The 17,401-nt window shown below is 54.6% G+C and carries 17 protein-coding genes and 3 tRNA genes; 10 read left to right on the top strand and 10 right to left on the bottom strand.

What is annotated here, in order from left to right; translation table 11 throughout:
- Position 1: 1 nt before the first annotated feature.
- Together tsaE and nnr are read right to left on the bottom strand one after the other, a co-directional pair.
- Positions 2–463 (bottom strand): tRNA (adenosine(37)-N6)-threonylcarbamoyltransferase complex ATPase subunit type 1 TsaE, encoded by a 462-nt coding sequence (gene tsaE / locus QQZ17_RS03080; protein WP_152401661.1) that lies wholly within the window; start codon positions 461–463, stop codon positions 2–4.
- Positions 435–1,982, bottom strand: a complete 1,548-nt coding sequence (gene nnr, locus QQZ17_RS03085) for a bifunctional ADP-dependent NAD(P)H-hydrate dehydratase/NAD(P)H-hydrate epimerase (RefSeq protein WP_152401658.1) — start codon at positions 1,980–1,982, stop codon at positions 435–437. The genes tsaE and nnr overlap by 29 nt, the downstream gene beginning before the upstream one ends.
- Between nnr and queG the strand changes: the two genes are divergently transcribed.
- Positions 1,981–3,120 carry a tRNA epoxyqueuosine(34) reductase QueG gene (queG, locus tag QQZ17_RS03090; protein WP_152401656.1) on the top strand — a complete coding sequence of 380 codons (1,140 nt, stop codon included), beginning with the start codon at positions 1,981–1,983 and terminating at the stop codon, positions 3,118–3,120. The two genes, nnr and queG, sit on opposite strands and share 2 nt — an antisense overlap.
- A gap of 270 nt (positions 3,121–3,390) precedes the next feature.
- Here queG and QQZ17_RS03095 read toward each other — a convergent pair.
- The 4 genes from QQZ17_RS03095 to orn form a co-directional block, all read right to left on the bottom strand.
- Positions 3,391–3,466, bottom strand: a tRNA-Gly gene (locus QQZ17_RS03095).
- 157 nt (positions 3,467–3,623) lie between these two features.
- Positions 3,624–3,699 (bottom strand) — tRNA-Gly (locus tag QQZ17_RS03100).
- Positions 3,700–3,799: 100 nt separating this feature from the next.
- A tRNA-Gly gene (locus QQZ17_RS03105) sits at positions 3,800–3,875 on the bottom strand.
- A 186-nt stretch (positions 3,876–4,061) separates the two neighbouring features.
- Entirely contained in the window at positions 4,062–4,607 is a 546-nt protein-coding gene (gene orn / locus QQZ17_RS03110; RefSeq protein WP_152401654.1) for an oligoribonuclease, read from the bottom strand.
- Between the two features lie 106 nt (positions 4,608–4,713).
- Between orn and rsgA the strand changes: the two genes are divergently transcribed.
- From rsgA to mscM, 3 genes are all read left to right on the top strand, one after another.
- On the top strand, positions 4,714–5,766 hold the full coding sequence (gene rsgA / locus QQZ17_RS03115) for a small ribosomal subunit biogenesis GTPase RsgA (RefSeq protein WP_187696659.1): 1,053 nt from the start codon (positions 4,714–4,716) through the stop codon (positions 5,764–5,766).
- Positions 5,767–5,861: 95 nt separating this feature from the next.
- Positions 5,862–6,830, top strand: coding sequence for an archaetidylserine decarboxylase (gene asd, locus QQZ17_RS03120; protein WP_152401651.1), 969 nt, complete (start codon positions 5,862–5,864; stop codon positions 6,828–6,830).
- A gap of 66 nt (positions 6,831–6,896) precedes the next feature.
- Entirely contained in the window at positions 6,897–10,223 is a 3,327-nt protein-coding gene (gene mscM, locus QQZ17_RS03125) for a miniconductance mechanosensitive channel MscM (RefSeq protein WP_152401649.1), read from the top strand.
- A gap of 91 nt (positions 10,224–10,314) precedes the next feature.
- Here the strand turns inward: mscM and epmA are convergent, their stop codons facing one another.
- Positions 10,315–11,292, bottom strand: a complete 978-nt coding sequence (epmA, locus tag QQZ17_RS03130) for an elongation factor P--(R)-beta-lysine ligase (protein WP_152401647.1) — start codon at positions 11,290–11,292, stop codon at positions 10,315–10,317.
- Between the two features lie 322 nt (positions 11,293–11,614).
- On the opposite strand from epmA, the gene frdA reads away from it, so the two are divergent.
- The 5 genes from frdA (at position 11,615) to QQZ17_RS03155 (ending at position 15,548) form a co-directional block, all read left to right on the top strand.
- Complete coding sequence (gene frdA, locus QQZ17_RS03135; RefSeq protein ID WP_152401645.1) at positions 11,615–13,399, top strand: fumarate reductase (quinol) flavoprotein subunit; 1,785 nt, start codon at positions 11,615–11,617, stop codon at positions 13,397–13,399.
- The gene (gene frdB, locus QQZ17_RS03140; protein WP_152401643.1) at positions 13,399–14,133 is read left to right on the top strand and encodes a fumarate reductase iron-sulfur protein; all 735 of its coding nucleotides are present in this window, start codon (positions 13,399–13,401) and stop codon (positions 14,131–14,133) included. Before frdA ends, frdB begins: the two co-directional genes overlap by 1 nt.
- Positions 14,134–14,143: 10 nt before the next feature.
- Positions 14,144–14,539, top strand: coding sequence for a fumarate reductase subunit FrdC (gene frdC, locus QQZ17_RS03145; RefSeq protein ID WP_152401641.1), 396 nt, complete (start codon positions 14,144–14,146; stop codon positions 14,537–14,539).
- Positions 14,540–14,549: 10 nt separating this feature from the next.
- On the top strand, positions 14,550–14,909 hold the full coding sequence (gene frdD / locus QQZ17_RS03150) for a fumarate reductase subunit FrdD (RefSeq protein WP_042999169.1): 360 nt from the start codon (positions 14,550–14,552) through the stop codon (positions 14,907–14,909).
- Positions 14,910–15,014: 105 nt separating this feature from the next.
- Entirely contained in the window at positions 15,015–15,548 is a 534-nt protein-coding gene (locus QQZ17_RS03155) for a lipocalin family protein (protein WP_152401639.1), read from the top strand.
- Here QQZ17_RS03155 and sugE read toward each other — a convergent pair.
- Positions 15,545–15,862 carry a quaternary ammonium compound efflux SMR transporter SugE gene (sugE, locus tag QQZ17_RS03160; protein WP_042321373.1) on the bottom strand — a complete coding sequence of 106 codons (318 nt, stop codon included), beginning with the start codon at positions 15,860–15,862 and terminating at the stop codon, positions 15,545–15,547. The genes QQZ17_RS03155 and sugE overlap by 4 nt on opposite strands.
- A 256-nt stretch (positions 15,863–16,118) precedes the next feature.
- Between sugE and QQZ17_RS03165 the strand changes: the two genes are divergently transcribed.
- Complete coding sequence (locus QQZ17_RS03165) at positions 16,119–16,709, top strand: LuxR C-terminal-related transcriptional regulator (RefSeq protein ID WP_152401637.1); 591 nt, start codon at positions 16,119–16,121, stop codon at positions 16,707–16,709.
- Positions 16,710–16,743: 34 nt separating this feature from the next.
- Here QQZ17_RS03165 and ecnB read toward each other — a convergent pair whose 3' ends face one another.
- Both ecnB and ecnA read right to left on the bottom strand, forming a co-directional pair.
- Positions 16,744–16,890, bottom strand: a complete 147-nt coding sequence (ecnB, locus tag QQZ17_RS03170; RefSeq protein ID WP_046494356.1) for a lipoprotein toxin entericidin B — start codon at positions 16,888–16,890, stop codon at positions 16,744–16,746.
- Between the two features lie 108 nt (positions 16,891–16,998).
- Positions 16,999–17,133, bottom strand: coding sequence for a lipoprotein antitoxin entericidin A (gene ecnA / locus QQZ17_RS03175; RefSeq protein ID WP_152406247.1), 135 nt, complete (start codon positions 17,131–17,133; stop codon positions 16,999–17,001).
- Positions 17,134–17,401: the final 268 nt, after the last annotated feature.

The raw sequence follows: 17,401 nt of genomic DNA on the forward strand, positions 1-17,401 counted from the left end.
GTTAACCGGCTAAACGCGCCAGCAACAAATCACCTGATGAGGAGACAGCACTGATGCGCGCCTCACGACCTTGCGCCTGGTAATCTATGTGTATTTCGACATCCGGGTCCGGGAGTACACCTTTACCCTGTTGTGGCCATTCCACCAGGCAAATGGCATCGTTGGCAAAATAATCGCGGATCCCCATAAATTCGAGTTCCTCGGGATCGGCAAGACGATACAGATCGAAGTGATAGACCATCAGGTTATCGAGAGAATAGGGTTCGACCAGCGTATAGGTTGGACTTTTTACATTACCGGAATGGCCTAACGCCTGCAGGAATCCCCGACTAAAGGTGGTTTTACCCGCACCTAAATCACCGTAGAGGTAGATAACGGTCGCGCCATTGCAGGCCTTGGCTACCCGTTGTCCCAGGTCTAATGTTGCCTGTTCGTCAGGTAGCGGAATTACTCGATTCATCATGATAAACGTCAATCACATCAGGGTTAACAATACGCTGTAGCGTGGAAAAAAGATCGGTTGCCAACATACCGCGCATACCTACGCTCGCCGCCAGAACATCTGCCGCCGCACCGTGGGCCACGCTGCCAGCACAGGCTGCATCATACGGGGTAAGCTTCTGTCCGAGCAATGCGCCAATAATACCGGAGAGCACATCGCCCATGCCGCCGCTGGCCATGCCCGCGTTCCCGACATCGACAATTCCCAATGCCTCTGGTTGTGCGGCAACTACCGTTCCCGCCCCTTTCAACACCGCAACACCTCCGTAACGTTTTACCAGACGCTGAGCAGAATGTAAGCGATCGCTTTCAATTTCTGCGACAGAACACCCCAGTAACCGCGCGGCTTCTCCCGGGTGCGGTGTGATGACGCGATTGTGACGTTTATCGGGGTTGATTGCCAGCAGGTTCAACGCATCCGCGTCCCAGAGCATCGGTTTACGAAAATTCTCGACTTTTTGCAGCGCTTTTTTGCCCCACTCCGCCTGTCCAAGCCCAGGACCAATGATGATGACATCCGCCCATGCGAGGCTTTCGTCAAGGGACTGCGGCGTCAGCTCATGCACCATCAGTTCGGGACGAGCGGTCAACAGCGGGGCGATATTCTCGCTGCGCGTCAGCACGCGTACCAGTCCCGCCCCGGCACGCAGCGCCGCTTCGCCAGCCAGCCGAATCGCGCCTGCCGTACCGTGATCGCCGCCAATCACCACCAGCCGACCGTGATCGCCTTTATGCGACGTTGCACGACGCGGAGAGAGCCAGTGCGCAAGTTGCGAGGCGTCGAAGCGTTGAATCGGCGCATCCTGCCCCGCCAGCCAGTCGTCCAGTCCTAGCGAATTAAAATGGACGCGCCCGGTGACATCACGGGCTTTTCCTGTCAGCAGGCCCGGTTTCAGGACGATAAAGGTAACCGTGCGTTCGGCCCTGATGACCGCACCGGGCGTCGCTCCCGTTTGTGCCAGCAACCCGGAAGGTATGTCTATCGAGACAACAGGTGCAGGATGGGCGTTTGTCCGTTCGATTAACGTAGACAACGGTTCGCGCGGCGCCTGGGTTAACCCAGTCCCTAACAGCGCGTCAATAATCAGGTCGATATTTTCCGGCCAGGCGATCGCCGGGGAATGAATAACACCGCCTGCGTTCAGCCAGGCCTCTCGCGCCTGTGCGGCTTCCTCGGGGAGCGGTTTGTCGCTCTCCTGCGCTATCAAGGTGACCAGAATCCCAGCCGCCTTCGCCAGCCTCGCCACCACGTAGCCATCGCCACCGTTATTACCGTGACCGCAGAGCACCAACCAGCGCCGGGCATAAGGCCGGGACTCTCGAGCCACATCAAACACCGCCTCACCCGCCCGCAGCATCAGCTCGAACAGCGTGAGCCCTAGCGCGTCGGCGGCCTCTCGCTCCAGTCGTTTGATGTCATCGGCGGGCCAGATGGAGTGTGGTATACTGATGGGGTTTTTCTTCATTGTATGGTCCGTCATGTCAGAGCCCCTCGATCTCAATCAGTTAGTGCGAAAAATTAAGCAGTGGGGGCTGGAACTGGGCTTTCAGCAGGTCGGTATTACCGATACCGACCTGAGCGAGTCCGAACCCAAACTGCAGGCGTGGCTGGACAAACAATACCATGGCGAAATGGACTGGATGGCGCGCCACGGCATGATGCGCGCGCGTCCCCATGAGCTGTTGCCCGGCACGCTACGCGTCATCAGCGTGCGCATGAACTATCTTCCCGCCCACGCCGCGTTTGCCAGTACGCTGAAAAACCCCGCACAGGGCTACATCAGTCGCTATGCCCTGGGGCGCGACTACCATAAGCTTTTACGTAACCGCCTCAAAAAGCTGGGCGAGATGATTCAGCAGCATTGTGTCACGCTGAATTTTAGACCTTTTGTCGACTCTGCGCCCATACTTGAGCGCCCGCTGGCGGAAAAAGCCGGTCTTGGATGGACAGGTAAGCACTCACTCATCCTGAACCGCGAAGCGGGGTCGTTTTTCTTTCTCGGTGAGTTACTGATTGATTTACCCCTGCCGGTTGACGATCCCGTGGAGGAAGGATGCGGGAAATGCGTCGCCTGCATCACCACCTGCCCGACCGGTGCAATTGTTGCCCCTTACACGGTGGATGCACGTCGCTGCATCTCTTACCTCACCATCGAACTGGAAGGCGCGATCCCTGAAGCCCTGCGGCCACTCATGGGCAACCGGATCTACGGTTGTGATGACTGCCAGTTGATCTGTCCGTGGAACCGCTATTCATACCTGACCAGCGAAGACGATTTCAGCCCACGCAAGGCACTTCATGCGCCCGAGTTGATTGAGCTGTTTGCCTGGAGTGAAGCAACGTTTTTAAAAATTACGGAAGGATCGGCTATTCGCCGTATTGGTCATCTGCGCTGGCTGCGTAATATTGCTGTCGCCCTCGGCAATGCCCCCTGGAGTGACGCCGCCCTTTCCGCGCTGGAAAGCCGTCGGGGTGAGCACCCACTTCTTGATGAGCATATTGAATGGGCTGTCGCGCAGCAAATCGCGAAGCGAAACGCCTGCGTGGTTGACGTGCAATCCCCGAAGCAAAGGCGACTGGTCAACGCTATCGAGAGGGGACTCCCGCGGGACGCCTGAATCTTCCACAGGCTGTGAATAAAAATAAAAACACATTGCTATTCAAGAACGAGAAAATCGTCAAGTGATCGCATTAACAATTTGCAATCTTAATTTTAACTATGATTTCAGACAGTTAAAGAAAAACTATTCACCCGGCGAAGTATCTGATTATTCCAAAGAAAAATCTTAAGCTGTGGATAACTCTGTTCACAAGAATGTGACAAAGGCAAAATAAAATGACCCCAATACAAAAATGTACTGTGGTTGATTTTCTGGAGATAAGAAATTTGGAGCGGGAAACGAGACTCGAACTCGCGACCCCGACCTTGGCAAGGTCGTGCTCTACCAACTGAGCTATTCCCGCTTAATCTTTGTCTTCCGAACCGCTACGGTGCTGGCTGCTTTCACTCACCTTAGTCACTTACTTTTGTAAGCTCTCAAGGATTCGTTTTCTTGCCGCCTTGTCGCAATTCGAAATCCTGCGATTGGGTGGTCCGTGCTAAACAAGCACTTTCAAATTTTGGAGCGGGAAACGAGACTCGAACTCGCGACCCCGACCTTGGCAAGGTCGTGCTCTACCAACTGAGCTATTCCCGCATAATCTTTGTCTTTCGAACCGCTACGGCGTTGACTGCCTTGTCGAAATTCGAAATCCTACGATTAGGTGTGTCTGTGCTAAACAAGCACTTTCAAATTTTGGAGCGGGAAACGAGACTCGAACTCGCGACCCCGACCTTGGCAAGGTCGTGCTCTACCAACTGAGCTATTCCCGCAAATTTGTTGCTGTCGTAACGTGTAATTCTCTGTCGTTACGGGAGGCGCATTATACGAGAAATCTTCCCGCCTGCAACCCCTCTAAAAGCGATTTTTTTGAAATCAGGTTCAAGTGATTAATTAAGCAGCAGGCTGCACAATTTAGCGACAAAAACCCGACAGTGCAAGCCTGTCGGGTAGCAAACTTACAACTTTATAAAGTTCTCACGGTAATAAGCCAGTTCCGCCACCGACTCGCGGATATCGTCCATCGCCTTATGCGATCCCTCCTTGCTCAAACCGTCCAGAATTTCGGGTTTCCAGCGACGCGCCAGCTCTTTCAGCGTGCTCACATCCAGGTAGCGGTAATGGAAATACGCTTCCAGTTCCGGCATGTACTTAAACAAAAAGCGGCGATCCTGCCCAATGCTGTTCCCGCAGATCGGTGACTTACCCGCCGGCACCCACGCTTTCAGAAACTCAAGCGTCGCCAGTTCCGCTTCGCGATCGCCCATCGTGCTCGCCTTCACACGTTCCACCAGCCCGCTGCCGGTATGGGTACGCACGTTCCAGTCATCCATCAGCGCCAGTTGTTCATCGGACTGATGAACAGCGATGGTCGGCCCTTCTGCCAGAATATTCAGGTTGGCATCGGTGACCAGCGTGGCGATTTCAATTATGCGATCGCGCTCGGGATCCAGACCGGTCATCTCAAGATCAATCCAAATCAGGTTGTTTTCATTGGCACTCATGCTATTTTCCACCCCTCATACGTCACATTCAGTGTGACTACTCTCATCTAGAATTGTGTGTATCATAGATGTTTTGCCCAACATGGGCGACCAGGAGCCAGTACGATTGAGTAAAAATAAACTCTCCAAAGGCCAACAGCGCCGCGTGAACGCTAATCACCAGCGTCGTCTTAAAACGTCTAAGGAGAAGCCAGACTACGATGACAACCTGTTTGGCGAGACCGCTGAAGGTATCGTCATTAGCCGTTTTGGCATGCACGCCGACGTCGAATCTGCCGACGGTGAAATTCATCGCTGCAATATTCGTCGCACAATCCGTTCGCTGGTAACCGGCGACCGCGTGGTCTGGCGTCCCGGTAAAACGGCGGCGGAAGGTGTCAACGTCAAAGGCATCGTCGAGGCGGTACATGAACGTACCTCGGTACTGACGCGCCCGGACTTTTACGATGGCGTAAAACCGATTGCCGCCAACATCGACCAGATTGTCATTGTCTCCGCGATTTTACCGGAGCTGTCACTCAATATTATCGACAGGTATCTGGTGGCCTGCGAGACATTGCAGGTTGAACCCATCATCGTGCTCAACAAAATCGATCTGCTGAATGACGAAAGCCTCGCTTTTGTGAATGAGCAGATGGATATCTATCGTCATATCGGTTATCGCGTGCTGATGGTCTCCAGCCATACTCAGGATGGTCTGAAACCGTTGGAAGAAGCGCTGACAGGGCGTATCAGCATCTTTGCTGGCCAGTCCGGCGTCGGCAAATCCAGCCTGCTCAACGCGCTGCTGGGGCTGCAGAAAGCCATTCTTACCAACGATGTTTCCGACAACTCCGGTCTGGGACAGCACACCACCACCGCTGCCCGTCTCTATCACTTCCCGCATGGCGGCGATGTCATTGATTCCCCTGGCGTGCGAGAGTTCGGTCTGTGGCACCTGGAGCCGGAACAAATCACCCACGGCTTTGTCGAATTTCATGACTATCTGGGACGGTGTAAATATCGTGACTGTAAGCACGACGCAGACCCAGGCTGCGCCATCCGTGCTGCCGTTGAAGACGGGAAAATTGCGGAAACCCGTTTCGAAAATTATCACCGTATTCTTGAAAGTATGTCGCAGGTAAAAACGCGTAAAAACTTTTCTGATACCGATGACTGACAACTAAGCTAAGCATCGCTAGAATCGTCCCCCTTTTTCAGGATCCGGTGCGAACGCCGGATCAGGAACGATAAAACAATGGCCTGGAGGCTACCTTGTTAAACTCATTTAAACTTTCGCTACAATACATTCTGCCGAAACTATGGCTCACTCGCCTGGCGGGCTGGGGCGCGAGCAAACGAGCGGGATGGCTGACTAAACTGGTTATCGATCTGTTCGTGAAGTACTACAAGGTCGATATGAAAGAAGCGCAGAAGCCGGATACCGCCAGCTACCGCTCATTCAATGATTTCTTTGTCCGTCCACTGCGTGACGACGTTCGCCCGCTGAATACCGATCCAAACGTACTGGTCATGCCGGCTGACGGCGTCATCAGCCAGTTAGGCGCTATCGAAGAAGATAAGCTCCTGCAGGCTAAAGGCCACAACTACAGTCTGGAAGCCCTGCTGGCAGGCAACTACCTGATGGCGGATCTTTTCCGCAACGGTTCGTTTGTGACCACCTATCTGTCACCGCGCGACTACCACCGCGTACACATGCCGTGCAACGGTATTCTGCGTGAGATGATCTATGTGCCGGGCGATCTGTTCTCGGTCAACCATCTGACCGCCCAGAACGTCCCAAACCTGTTTGCCCGTAATGAACGTGTTATCTGCCTGTTCGATACTGAGTTTGGCCCAATGGCGCAAATTCTGGTCGGTGCTACGATTGTTGGCAGTATCGAAACCGTCTGGGCAGGGACCATCACGCCGCCGCGCGAAGGCGTGATCAAACGCTGGACCTGGCCTGCGGGCGAAAGTGAAGGTTCGGTTGCACTGCTGAAAGGTCAGGAAATGGGCCGCTTCAAGCTGGGTTCCACCGTAATCAATCTGTTCGCACCGGGCAAAGTGAATCTGGTCGAGCAGCTTGAAAGCCTTTCCGTGACCAAAATTGGTCAGCCGCTGGCGATATCTACCGAAACGTTTGTGATGCCAGAAGCGGAACCTGCACCGTTACCGGAAGAAGAAATTAACGCCGAGCACGACGCCAGTCCGCTGGTCGACGATAAGAAAGACGAAACTTAATACATACATAGCATCATGCGAGAAGCATCAAGCCGCTTAAATGATGACGTGTAGAGGGAAGCTGCTGTGCGCCTGATTATAACGTTTCTGATGGCCTGGTGCCTCAGCCTGGGGGCGTACGCTGCAACCGCCCCCGACGCCAAACAAATCACCCAGGAACTGGAGCAGGCAAAATCCGCAAAGCCTGCCCAGCCCGATGTCGTCGAAGCCCTTCAGTCTGCGTTGAACGCGCTTGATGAACGCAAAGGTTCTCTCGAGCGCGTTCAGCAATACCAGCAGGTTATCGATAACTTCCCGAAAATGTCCGCCAGTCTGCGCGCGCAGTTAACCAACCTGCGCGATGAACCCCGCAGCGTGTCGCCGGGCATGACGACCGATGCGCTGAATCAGGAAATCCTTCAGGTTAGCAGTCAACTGCTGGAAAAAAGCCGTCAGGCCCAGCAGGAGCAAGAGCGCGCCCGTGAGATTGCCGACTCGCTGAGCCAACTGCCCCAGCAGCAAACCGATGCCCGTCGACAGCTCAATGAGATTGAGCGCCGCATCGGTACCGCCACCGGCAACACCCCGCTCAACCAGGCACAAAATTTCAGTATGCAGGCGGAATCCGCCCGCCTGAAAGCGCTGGTTGATGAGCTGGAGCTGGCGCAGCTTTCGGCTAACAACCGTCAGGAACTGGCGCGTATGCGCTCCGAACTGGCGGAAAAACAGAGTCAGCAACTGGATGCGTATTTACAGGCTCTGCGCAATCAGCTCAACAGCCAGCGTCAGCGTGAAGCTGAACGCGCGCTGGAAAGCACCGAGCTCCTGGCAGAGAACAGCGCTGATTTACCGCCGGACATTGTTGCCCAGTTCAAAGTGAACCGGGAACTGTCAGCCGCGCTGAATCAGCAGGCTCAGCGCATGGATCTCGTCGCCTCTCAGCAACGTCAGGCCGCCAGTCAGACTCAGCAGGTACGTCAGGCATTAACGACACTTCGCGAACAGTCGCAGTGGTTAGGTTCGTCTAACCTGTTGGGCGAAGCGTTACGCGCTCAGGTGGCGCGTCTGCCGGAAATGCCTAAACCCCAGCAGCTGGATACCGAAATGGCGCAACTGCGCGTCCAGCGTCTGCGCTATGAAGATCAACTCAACAAACAGCCTCAGCTGCGCCAGCTCCATCAGGCGGACGGACAACCGCTCACTGCGGAACAAAACCGTATTCTTGAAGCGCAGCTGCGCACCCAACGCGAACTGCTGAATTCGTTGTTACAGGGCGGCGACACGTTAATCCTCGAGCTGACCAAACTGAAAGTGTCCAATAGTCAGCTTGAGGATGCGCTGAAAGAGGTGAACGAAGCGACCCACCGCTATCTGTTCTGGACCTCTGATGTTCGCCCAATGTCTTTCTCGTGGCCGATAGATATCGTGCAGGATCTGCGTCGATTGATCTCACTCGACACCTTCAGCCAGTTAGGTCAGGCCAGTCTGATGATGCTGACCAGCAGGGATACCCTGCTACCGCTGTTTGGCGCGTTGATTCTGGTCGGTTTCAGTATTTACTCACGTCGCCACTTCACCCGTTTTCTGGAACGTTCCGCCGCCAGAGTGGGCAAGGTGACGCAGGACCACTTCTGGCTCACGCTGCGTACCGTGTTCTGGTCGATACTGGTGGCCTCTCCGCTGCCGGTACTGTGGATGACGCTGGGATATGGACTGCGCGAAGCCTGGCCTTATCCTCTTGCCGTTGCGATAGGCGATGGCGTCACGGCGACAGTACCGCTGCTGTGGGTCGTGATGATTTGTGCGGCGTTTGCCCGGCCAAATGGCCTGTTTATTGCCCACTTCGGCTGGCCGCGCGAACGCGTGTCACGCGCAATGCGTTATTACCTGATGAGTATCGGGCTTATTGTGCCGCTGATCATGGCGCTCATCATGTTCGATAATCTGAACGATCGTGAGTTCTCCGGCTCACTCGGTCGTCTGTGCTTTATTCTGATTTGCGGTGCGCTGGCGCTGGTTACCCTGAGCCTGAAAAAAGCCGGCATTCCGCTCTATCTCGATAAAGAGGGCAGCGGCGATAATATTGTGAACAGCATGCTGTGGAACCTGATGATTGGCGCACCGGTGGTCGCGATACTGGCGGCTGCCGTGGGTTATCTGGCGACATCGCAGGCGCTGCTGGCGCGACTGGAAACCTCCGTTGCCATCTGGTTCCTGCTACTGGTGATTTACCACGTCATTCGCCGCTGGATGCTCATTCAACGCCGCAGACTGGCCTTTGACCGCGCCAAGCATCGTCGCGCGGAAATGCTGGCCCAGCGCGCGCGTGGCGAAGAGGAACCAGCCCATTCAACCAGCCTGGAAGGGACCATTGACGTTGACGAGAGCGAAGTCGACCTTGACGCCATCAGCACCCAGTCGCTACGTCTGGTACGTTCCATTCTGATGCTGATCGCCCTGCTGTCGGTCATTGTGCTGTGGTCGGAAATTCATTCCGCATTCGGCTTCCTCGAAAACATCTCGCTGTGGGACGTCACCTCTACGGTACAGGGGGTCGAAAGTTTAGAGCCCATTACGCTGGGTGCGGTGCTGATCGCCATTCTGGTGTTTATCATCACCACCCAACTGGTGCGTAATCTGCCTGCGCTTCTCGAACTGGCGTTGCTGCAACACCTCGATCTCACGCCGGGTACCGGCTACGCCATCACTACCATCACCAAGTACCTGCTGATGCTGATTGGCGGTCTGGTGGGCTTCTCGATGATTGGGATTGAGTGGGCAAAACTGCAATGGCTGGTGGCGGCACTCGGTGTTGGTCTGGGCTTTGGCTTGCAGGAAATCTTCGCCAACTTTATCTCCGGCCTGATCATCCTGTTCGAAAAACCGATTCGTATTGGCGATACGGTGACCATTCGCGATCTGACCGGCAGCGTAACGAAGATCAATACCCGCGCGACCACCATCAGCGACTGGGATCGCAAAGAGATCATCGTGCCGAACAAAGCGTTTATCACCGAGCAGTTCATCAACTGGTCGCTGTCCGATTCCGTGACGCGTGTGGTGCTGACCATTCCGGCACCGTCCGATGTGAACAGCGAAGAGGTGACGCAGATCCTGCTGACCGCCGCGCACCGCTGCTCACTGGTGATCGACAACCCGGCACCGGAAGTCTTCCTGGTCGATCTCCAGCAAGGGATCCAGATCTTTGAGCTGCGTATCTATGCCGCCGAGATGGGTCACCGTATGCCGCTGCGCCATGAAATCCACCAGTTGATTCTGGCAGGCTTCCGCGAGCACGGTATCGATATGCCGTTCCCACCGTTCCAGATGCGTCTGGAGAGTTTGAATGGCAGACAAACGGGGAAAACGCTCAGTTCTGCCGGCAGAAGAAGTCGCCCGGCGGGGAGTTTGTAAGTCTTCGTCATACCCGGCAGGGCAGACGGAACGGGCTTGTAGAGATGAAAAGTGGTGCACAACGCACCGCTTTTCATCACATCAGAACGCGTTATGCACGATCAACCGTAAAAGCAATCACTTCCGCGAGGCTTTCCGCGCCCAGCGCCAGCATCACCAGACGATCGACGCCCAGCGCAACACCCGAGCAGTCCGGCATGCCGACCTTTAGCGCCTCGATCAAATTGTTATCGATAGGCTGCTGCGGCAATCCGCGCGCGGCGCGCTTGCGGTTGTCCTGTTCAAAACGCTGCTGCTGTTCACGCGCATCCGTCAGTTCATGGAAACCATTCGCCAGTTCAATACCTTTGAAGTAGACCTCGAAACGTTCCGCCACGCGGTGATCTTCCGTACTGATCTGCGCCAGTGATGCCTGACTTGCCGGGAAGTGATAAACAAACGTCGGCTTATCCTTGCCAATGTGCGGCTCAACGCCCATCGCAAACAGCAGTTGCAGTAAGGTATCGCGATCTTCTTCAGTGTCGGCAATGTTGCTTAAATCCAGCTTCGCGGCGACGTCGCGCAGTTGCGTTTTATCCGCAGAGAGTGGGTCTATCTCCAGATGACGCTGGAACGCCTGCTGATAAGAGAGGCTCTCCGCCGCCGGGCATTCCAGCACCTGCTGCAGCAGATCGTCCACCTCGTTCATCAACCGGTACATGTCGTAATGCGGACGATACCACTCGAGCATCGTGAACTCAGGGTTGTGATGGCGCCCCATCTCTTCATTACGGAAACTACGGCACAGCTGAAAGACCGGACCACACCCTGCCACCAGCAGACGTTTCATGTGGTATTCCGGGCTGGTCATTAAATAGAGGTTCATCCCCTGCGAATGGCCGGGGCCGACGAAACGCGTTTCGAACGGGAACAGATTAATGTCTGTGACCGTCGCCTGACTCATGCAGGGCGTCTCAACCTCCAGCACTCCGCGATCGGCAAAGAAACGACGAATTTCCGTCATAATTGCCGCGCGTTTTAACAGGTTAGGTATGGACGCGCTCGGCTGCCAGGTTGCCGTTTCGCTCATGGTTCTTTCTCCAGTTTAAGACAAGGGCACGAAGTCTACTCGTAACGCGGCAATGAAACAAATTTTGCTCAGGAATACTCAAGCGCGGCTAAAGAGTTAAAAAACCGTAGAAGGATGGTTTAGTAATTAAATTAATCAAAATCAATGATAATTCACCCTTCCGACACGCCAAAAAAATCGAACACGTCAAATTTCCAGCACATAGCAGCGACTATACTGTTGTACCTATAAAGGAGCAGTGGAAACACGTTCGCTACCCACCTTTTTCAGGCTCTTTTACGAGATATGTGGTGGCGAAATTACAATAATCTGGAGGAATGTCGTGCAAACCTTTCAAGCCGATCTTGCCATTATAGGCGCCGGTGGCGCGGGATTACGTGCTGCAATTGCCGCAGCGCAGGCAAATCCTAATGCGAAAATCGCACTGATTTCAAAAGTGTACCCAATGCGCAGCCACACCGTTGCTGCCGAAGGGGGCTCAGCCGCTGTCGCCCAGGATCATGACAGCTTCGACTACCATTTTCACGATACGGTAGCGGGCGGAGACTGGCTGTGTGAACAGGATGTCGTGGATTATTTTGTCCACCACTGTCCTACCGAGATGACCCAACTGGAACAATGGGGCTGCCCGTGGAGTCGCCGTGAAGACGGTAGCGTCAACGTTCGTCGCTTTGGCGGGATGAAAATTGAGCGTACCTGGTTTGCTGCGGATAAAACCGGCTTCCATATGCTGCATACCCTGTTCCAGACCTCTCTGCAGTTCCCACAGATCCAGCGCTTTGACGAACACTTTGTGCTGGATATCCTGGTCGATGATGGTCATGCTCGCGGCCTGGTGGCGATGAACATGATGGAAGGCACGCTGATGCAAATCCGTGCTAACGCGGTGGTGATGGCAACAGGCGGCGCAGGCCGTGTGTATCGCTATAACACCAACGGCGGCATCGTTACCGGCGACGGCATGGGCATGGCGCTGAGCCACGGCGTTCCGCTGCGTGATATGGAATTTGTTCAGTATCACCCGACCGGCCTACCGGGTTCCGGTATCCTGATGACCGAAGGCTGCCGTGGTGAAGGCGGTATTCTGGTCAACAAAAACGGCTACCGTTATCTGCAGGATTACGGCATGGGTCCGGAAACACCGCTGGGCGAGCCGAAAAACAAATACATGGAGCTGGGTCCGCGCGACAAAGTTTCTCAGGCCTTCTGGCATGAATGGCGTAAAGGCAACACCATCTCCACGCCGCGTGGCGATGTGGTTTACCTCGACCTGCGTCATCTGGGTGAGAAGAAACTGCTGGAACGTCTGCCGTTCATTTGTGAACTGGCAAAAGCTTACGTGGGCGTCGATCCGGTGAAAGAGCCGATTCCGGTTCGTCCGACCGCGCACTACACCATGGGCGGTATCGAAACCGATCAGAATTGCGAAACCCGCATCAAAGGTCTGTTTGCCGTCGGTGAATGTTCTTCTGTGGGTCTGCACGGCGCGAACCGTCTGGGTTCTAACTCACTGGCTGAACTGGTGGTCTTTGGCCGTCTGGCAGGTGAGCAGGCGATGGAGCGTGCATCGACAGCGGGCACCGCTAACGACGCCGCGCTCGACGCACAGGTTGCGGGCGTTGAACAACGGCTGAAAAACCTGGTTAACCAGGAAGGTAACGAGAACTGGTCGAAGATTCGCGACGAAATGGGGCTCTCCATGGAAGAAGGTTGCGGTATCTACCGTACGCCGGAACTCATGCAGAAAACGGTTGATAAACTGGCCGAATTGCAGGAGCGCTTCAAGCGCGTTCGCATCACCGACACCTCCAGCGTATTCAACACCGACCTGCTGTACACCATTGAGCTGGGTCATGGTCTGAACGTCGCTGAATGTATGGCGCATTCCGCGCTGGCTCGTAAGGAATCACGTGGCGCACACCAACGTCTGGACGAAGGTTGCACCGAGCGTGACGACGTCAACTTCCTCAAACATACTCTCGCCTTCCGCGATGCTGATGGCACGACTCGCCTCGACTATAGCGACGTGAAAATCACTACGCTGCCGCCTGCAAAACGTGTTTACGGTGCGGAAGCGGAAGCAGCCGATAAGAAGGAGAAGGCGTAATGGCTGAGATGAAAAACCTGAAAGTTGAGGTGGTGCGCTATAACCCTGAGACCGACACCGCGCCGCACAGTGCTTTCTATGAAGTGCCTTATGATGAAACAACGTCACTGCTGGATGCGTTGGGCTACATCAAAGATAACCTGGCGCCAGACCTGAGCTATCGCTGGTCCTGCCGTATGGCGATCTGCGGCTCCTGCGGCATGATGGTCAACAACGTACCGAAACTGGCGTGCAAAACCTTCCTGCGTGAATACACCAACGGCATTAAGGTTGAAGCGCTGGGCAACTTCCCGATTGAGCGCGATCTGGTCGTCGACATGACGCACTTTATCGAAAGTCTGGAAGCGATTAAGCCGTACATCATCGGTAACCCGCGTACGCCGGATCAGGGTCCAAACACCCAGACCCCGGCGCAGATGGCGAAGTATCACCAGTTCTCTGGTTGCATCAACTGTGGTCTGTGCTATGCCGCATGCCCGCAGTTCGGCCTGAACCCTGAGTTCATCGGACCGGCTGCGATTACCCTGGCGCATCGTTACAACGAAGACAGTCGCGACCATGGTAAGAAGGAGCGTATGGCGCAGTTGAATAGTCCGAACGGCGTATGGACCTGTACTTTCGTGGGCTACTGCTCCGAAGTTTGTCCGAAGCACGTCGATCCGGCGGCTGCCATTCAGCAGGGTAAAGTGGAAAGCTCGAAAGACTTTCTTATCGCCACCCTGAAACCACGCTAAGGAGTGCAACATGACGACTAAACGCAAACCCTATGTGCGGCCGATGACGTCCACCTGGTGGAAGAAATTGCCGTTTTATCGCTTTTACATGCTGCGCGAAGGCACAGCCGTTCCGGCAGTCTGGTTTAGCATTGAGCTGATTTTCGGCCTGTTCGCACTGAAGCACGGTGTGGAATCCTGGGAAGGCTTCGTTGGTTTTCTGCAAAACCCGGTGGTGGTGATCCTCAACGTGATCGCCCTGGCGGCAGCACTGCTGCACACCAAAACCTGGTTTGAGCTGGCGCCGAAAGCAGCCAACATCATCGTAAAAAGCGAAAAAATGGGGCCAGAGCCGATCATCAAAGGTCTCTGGGCGGTTACTGTGGTGGCGACCGTAGTCATACTGTTTGTTGCCCTGTTCTGGTAAGGAGTCCGGGATGATTAATCCAAATCCAAAACGTTCTGACGAACCCGTATTCTGGGGTCTGTTTGGCGCAGGCGGTATGTGGGGTGCGATTATCGCGCCAGTGATGGTTCTGCTGGTGGGGATTCTGCTGCCGCTGGGTCTGTTCCCGGGCGATGCCCTGAGCTATGAGCGCGTACTGGCGTTTGCTCAGAGCTTTATCGGCCGTGCTTTCCTGTTCCTGATGATTGTCCTGCCACTGTGGTGTGGCTTACACCGTATGCACCACGCGATGCATGACCTGAAAATCCATGTGCCGGCTGGCAAATGGGTGTTCTACGGTCTGGCAGCCATCCTGACCGTCGTAACGGCGATTGGCATTCTGTCTGTCTAAAGCAATCCGCCCTCTTATCTGCTGATAAGAGGGCGTTTTTTCGTCCCCACCGTTATTTTCTCCACCAGGTTCTACACTTAGGAAAAACACCCTAAGGATAAACCTATGCGCCTGCTCCCTATCGTTGCCGCTGTGACGACTGCGTTTCTGGTGGTCTCCTGTAGTACCCCTACTCCGCCACAGGGCGTCACCGTGGTGAATAACTTCGATGCCAAACGCTATCTCGGGACCTGGTACGAAATTGCCCGTTTTGATCATCGCTTCGAACGGGGACTGGAAAAGGTCACAGCGACCTACAGTCCGCGCGATGACGGCGGTCTCAACGTGATCAATAAAGGCTGGAACCCGGACAGAGCGATGTGGCAGAAAAGCGAGGGGAAAGCGTATTTCACCGGCGACCCCAGCCGCGCCGCGCTGAAAGTCTCCTTCTTCGGTCCGTTCTACGGTGGCTATAACGTTATCGCGATCGACAGAGAGTACCGGCACGCGCTGGTCTGCGGCCCGGATCGCGACTACCTGTGGATACTCTCTCGCACGCCGACGCTTTCTGACGAAATGAAGCAGCAGATGCTGGCCGTCGCGACCCGGGAAGGGTTTGATGTCAGTAAGCTAATCTGGGTGAAGCAGCCCGGTGCTTAGTGGGTGCTTAATTTCAGACCAATAATACCGACTACGATTAACGCCAGACTTGCCAGACGCATGGGATTAGCCGATTCACCCAGCAACAGAATGCCGGTGATGGCAGCACCGACGGCGCCAATCCCCGTCCACACGGCATATGCAGTGCCCACGGGGAGCGTTTTCATCGCCCACGCAAGCAGTGCCATACTGACGATCATCGCGGCAATGGTGATGATACTCGGCGTCAGGCGACTAAAACCGTGGGTATATTTCAGACCCACGGCCCAAACCACTTCAAGCAGACCCGCGATGAGTAAGATTATCCAGGACATATCAGGCTCCAGAGAAATGGGGCCGTCCCCGGTGAAAGAAGCGTTAGCAGGTCGTCCTGTAACGCTGATGGTAGAAAAAACATTCTTGCCCGAGCGGCGGTGAATTTCAACATTTTTATCTTTTCGCACCTAAAAGGTTGAATTAGGCGCATTTCGCAGCGCATTTTGCCCATTCAGCACTCATCCGACTTCTCTATGATGGGACGCTTTCTGAAGTCAGGAAGCCATTTGCCTTACTTCTGAATGCGAAAACGCTATGTTGAAAATATTAGTGATTGACCGTTGCCACTTCACCCGCACAGGGATCGAGGCATGGATTAATCATTCCGAACTCTTTAATACGTCGTTTCTGGTCTCTGGGCTCAATAACCTCTTACTGGTTAAAGAGCACATCCAGCAGTGGAAACCTCACCTGGTGATCGCGGACTTGTACGGTTTTCTCAACGACACCCAGTCGGCCCAGTATATTGCCCCGTTTTTTCTCGCCTGCGGTGGCAGTCCGTTGATATTACTGGAGTCTGGTGGTGCGATGGCGGAGACGCTGCGCTATCCGGTCTGTGCGTCATTAACCAAACAGGTTTCTCTGGCGGAGCTGGCTGAAAATATTCACAACGCGCTGCTAACCGGTTCGGTATCCGAAGCGCCCGGCAACGCCTCGACGCTGCTTACGCCACAGGAAGAGAAAGTGCTGACGATGTGGATGGAAGGGGCGAGTAACAACGCGATTGCCTGTGCGCTCAGCATTCATGGCAAAACGGTGTACACCTACAAACGCAATATCCGCATGAAATTACACATGGATAATCGCTTTTCGCCGTTTCTTGCGCCGTCCGAGCTGAAAAATTAACGGCACGACAAAACTCGCCGTACCGTTTACGCGGCTACTGCTGAGCTTTGGTTGCGGCGCCCGAAATGGCGTTGCCGCCGTCGGAAATATCCTCACCCATGCCGCGCGTGGTATTACAGGCAGTTAACACGGAGGAAAGTACCAACACAGATAAGATCGCTGCAATTGTCTTTTTAACCATAACGTCTTCCTTTTCTAGCCTATGTTGTTTGTGTAGTGCCACTTAATCATAGACAAGATCCCGAACAATGGCGGGAGATAGACGCTTTTTAGGACGACGAGAAGAAAATTAGCTGGCCGCGTGGGAAATGGAATTACCGAGGTGCTTAATATCCTCACCAAAGCCGCGTGCAGTATTGCAACCCGCCAGCAACGAGCTGGTGAGAAGGAGCAGTGTTACAAGACCGAGAAGACGTTTCATCATTCCTGCCCTGGAGAAATAATGGCGCAGCAAAAGCTGCTGCACCATTATACCCGTCATACTTCAAGTTGCATGTGCGTTGGCTGCACTCGTTCCCCCAGTCACTTACTTATGTAAGCTCCTGGGGATAAATGAGAGACATCCTGTCTCTCACCGAAGGCCAGCCTACGGCTGGTCAAATTCGTTCCCGACGAATTTGTCACTCCCTTGCCGCGTGACTCAGCCTTCGGCTTCGCCCCTCCGGGGCCAGCGCTAGCGCTGTTCAAAGCCC

Origin of the sequence: Citrobacter sp. T1.2D-1 (genome assembly GCF_950098555.1) — a bacterium.
In the GTDB taxonomy this organism is placed as follows: domain Bacteria; phylum Pseudomonadota; class Gammaproteobacteria; order Enterobacterales; family Enterobacteriaceae; genus Citrobacter_A; species Citrobacter_A telavivensis.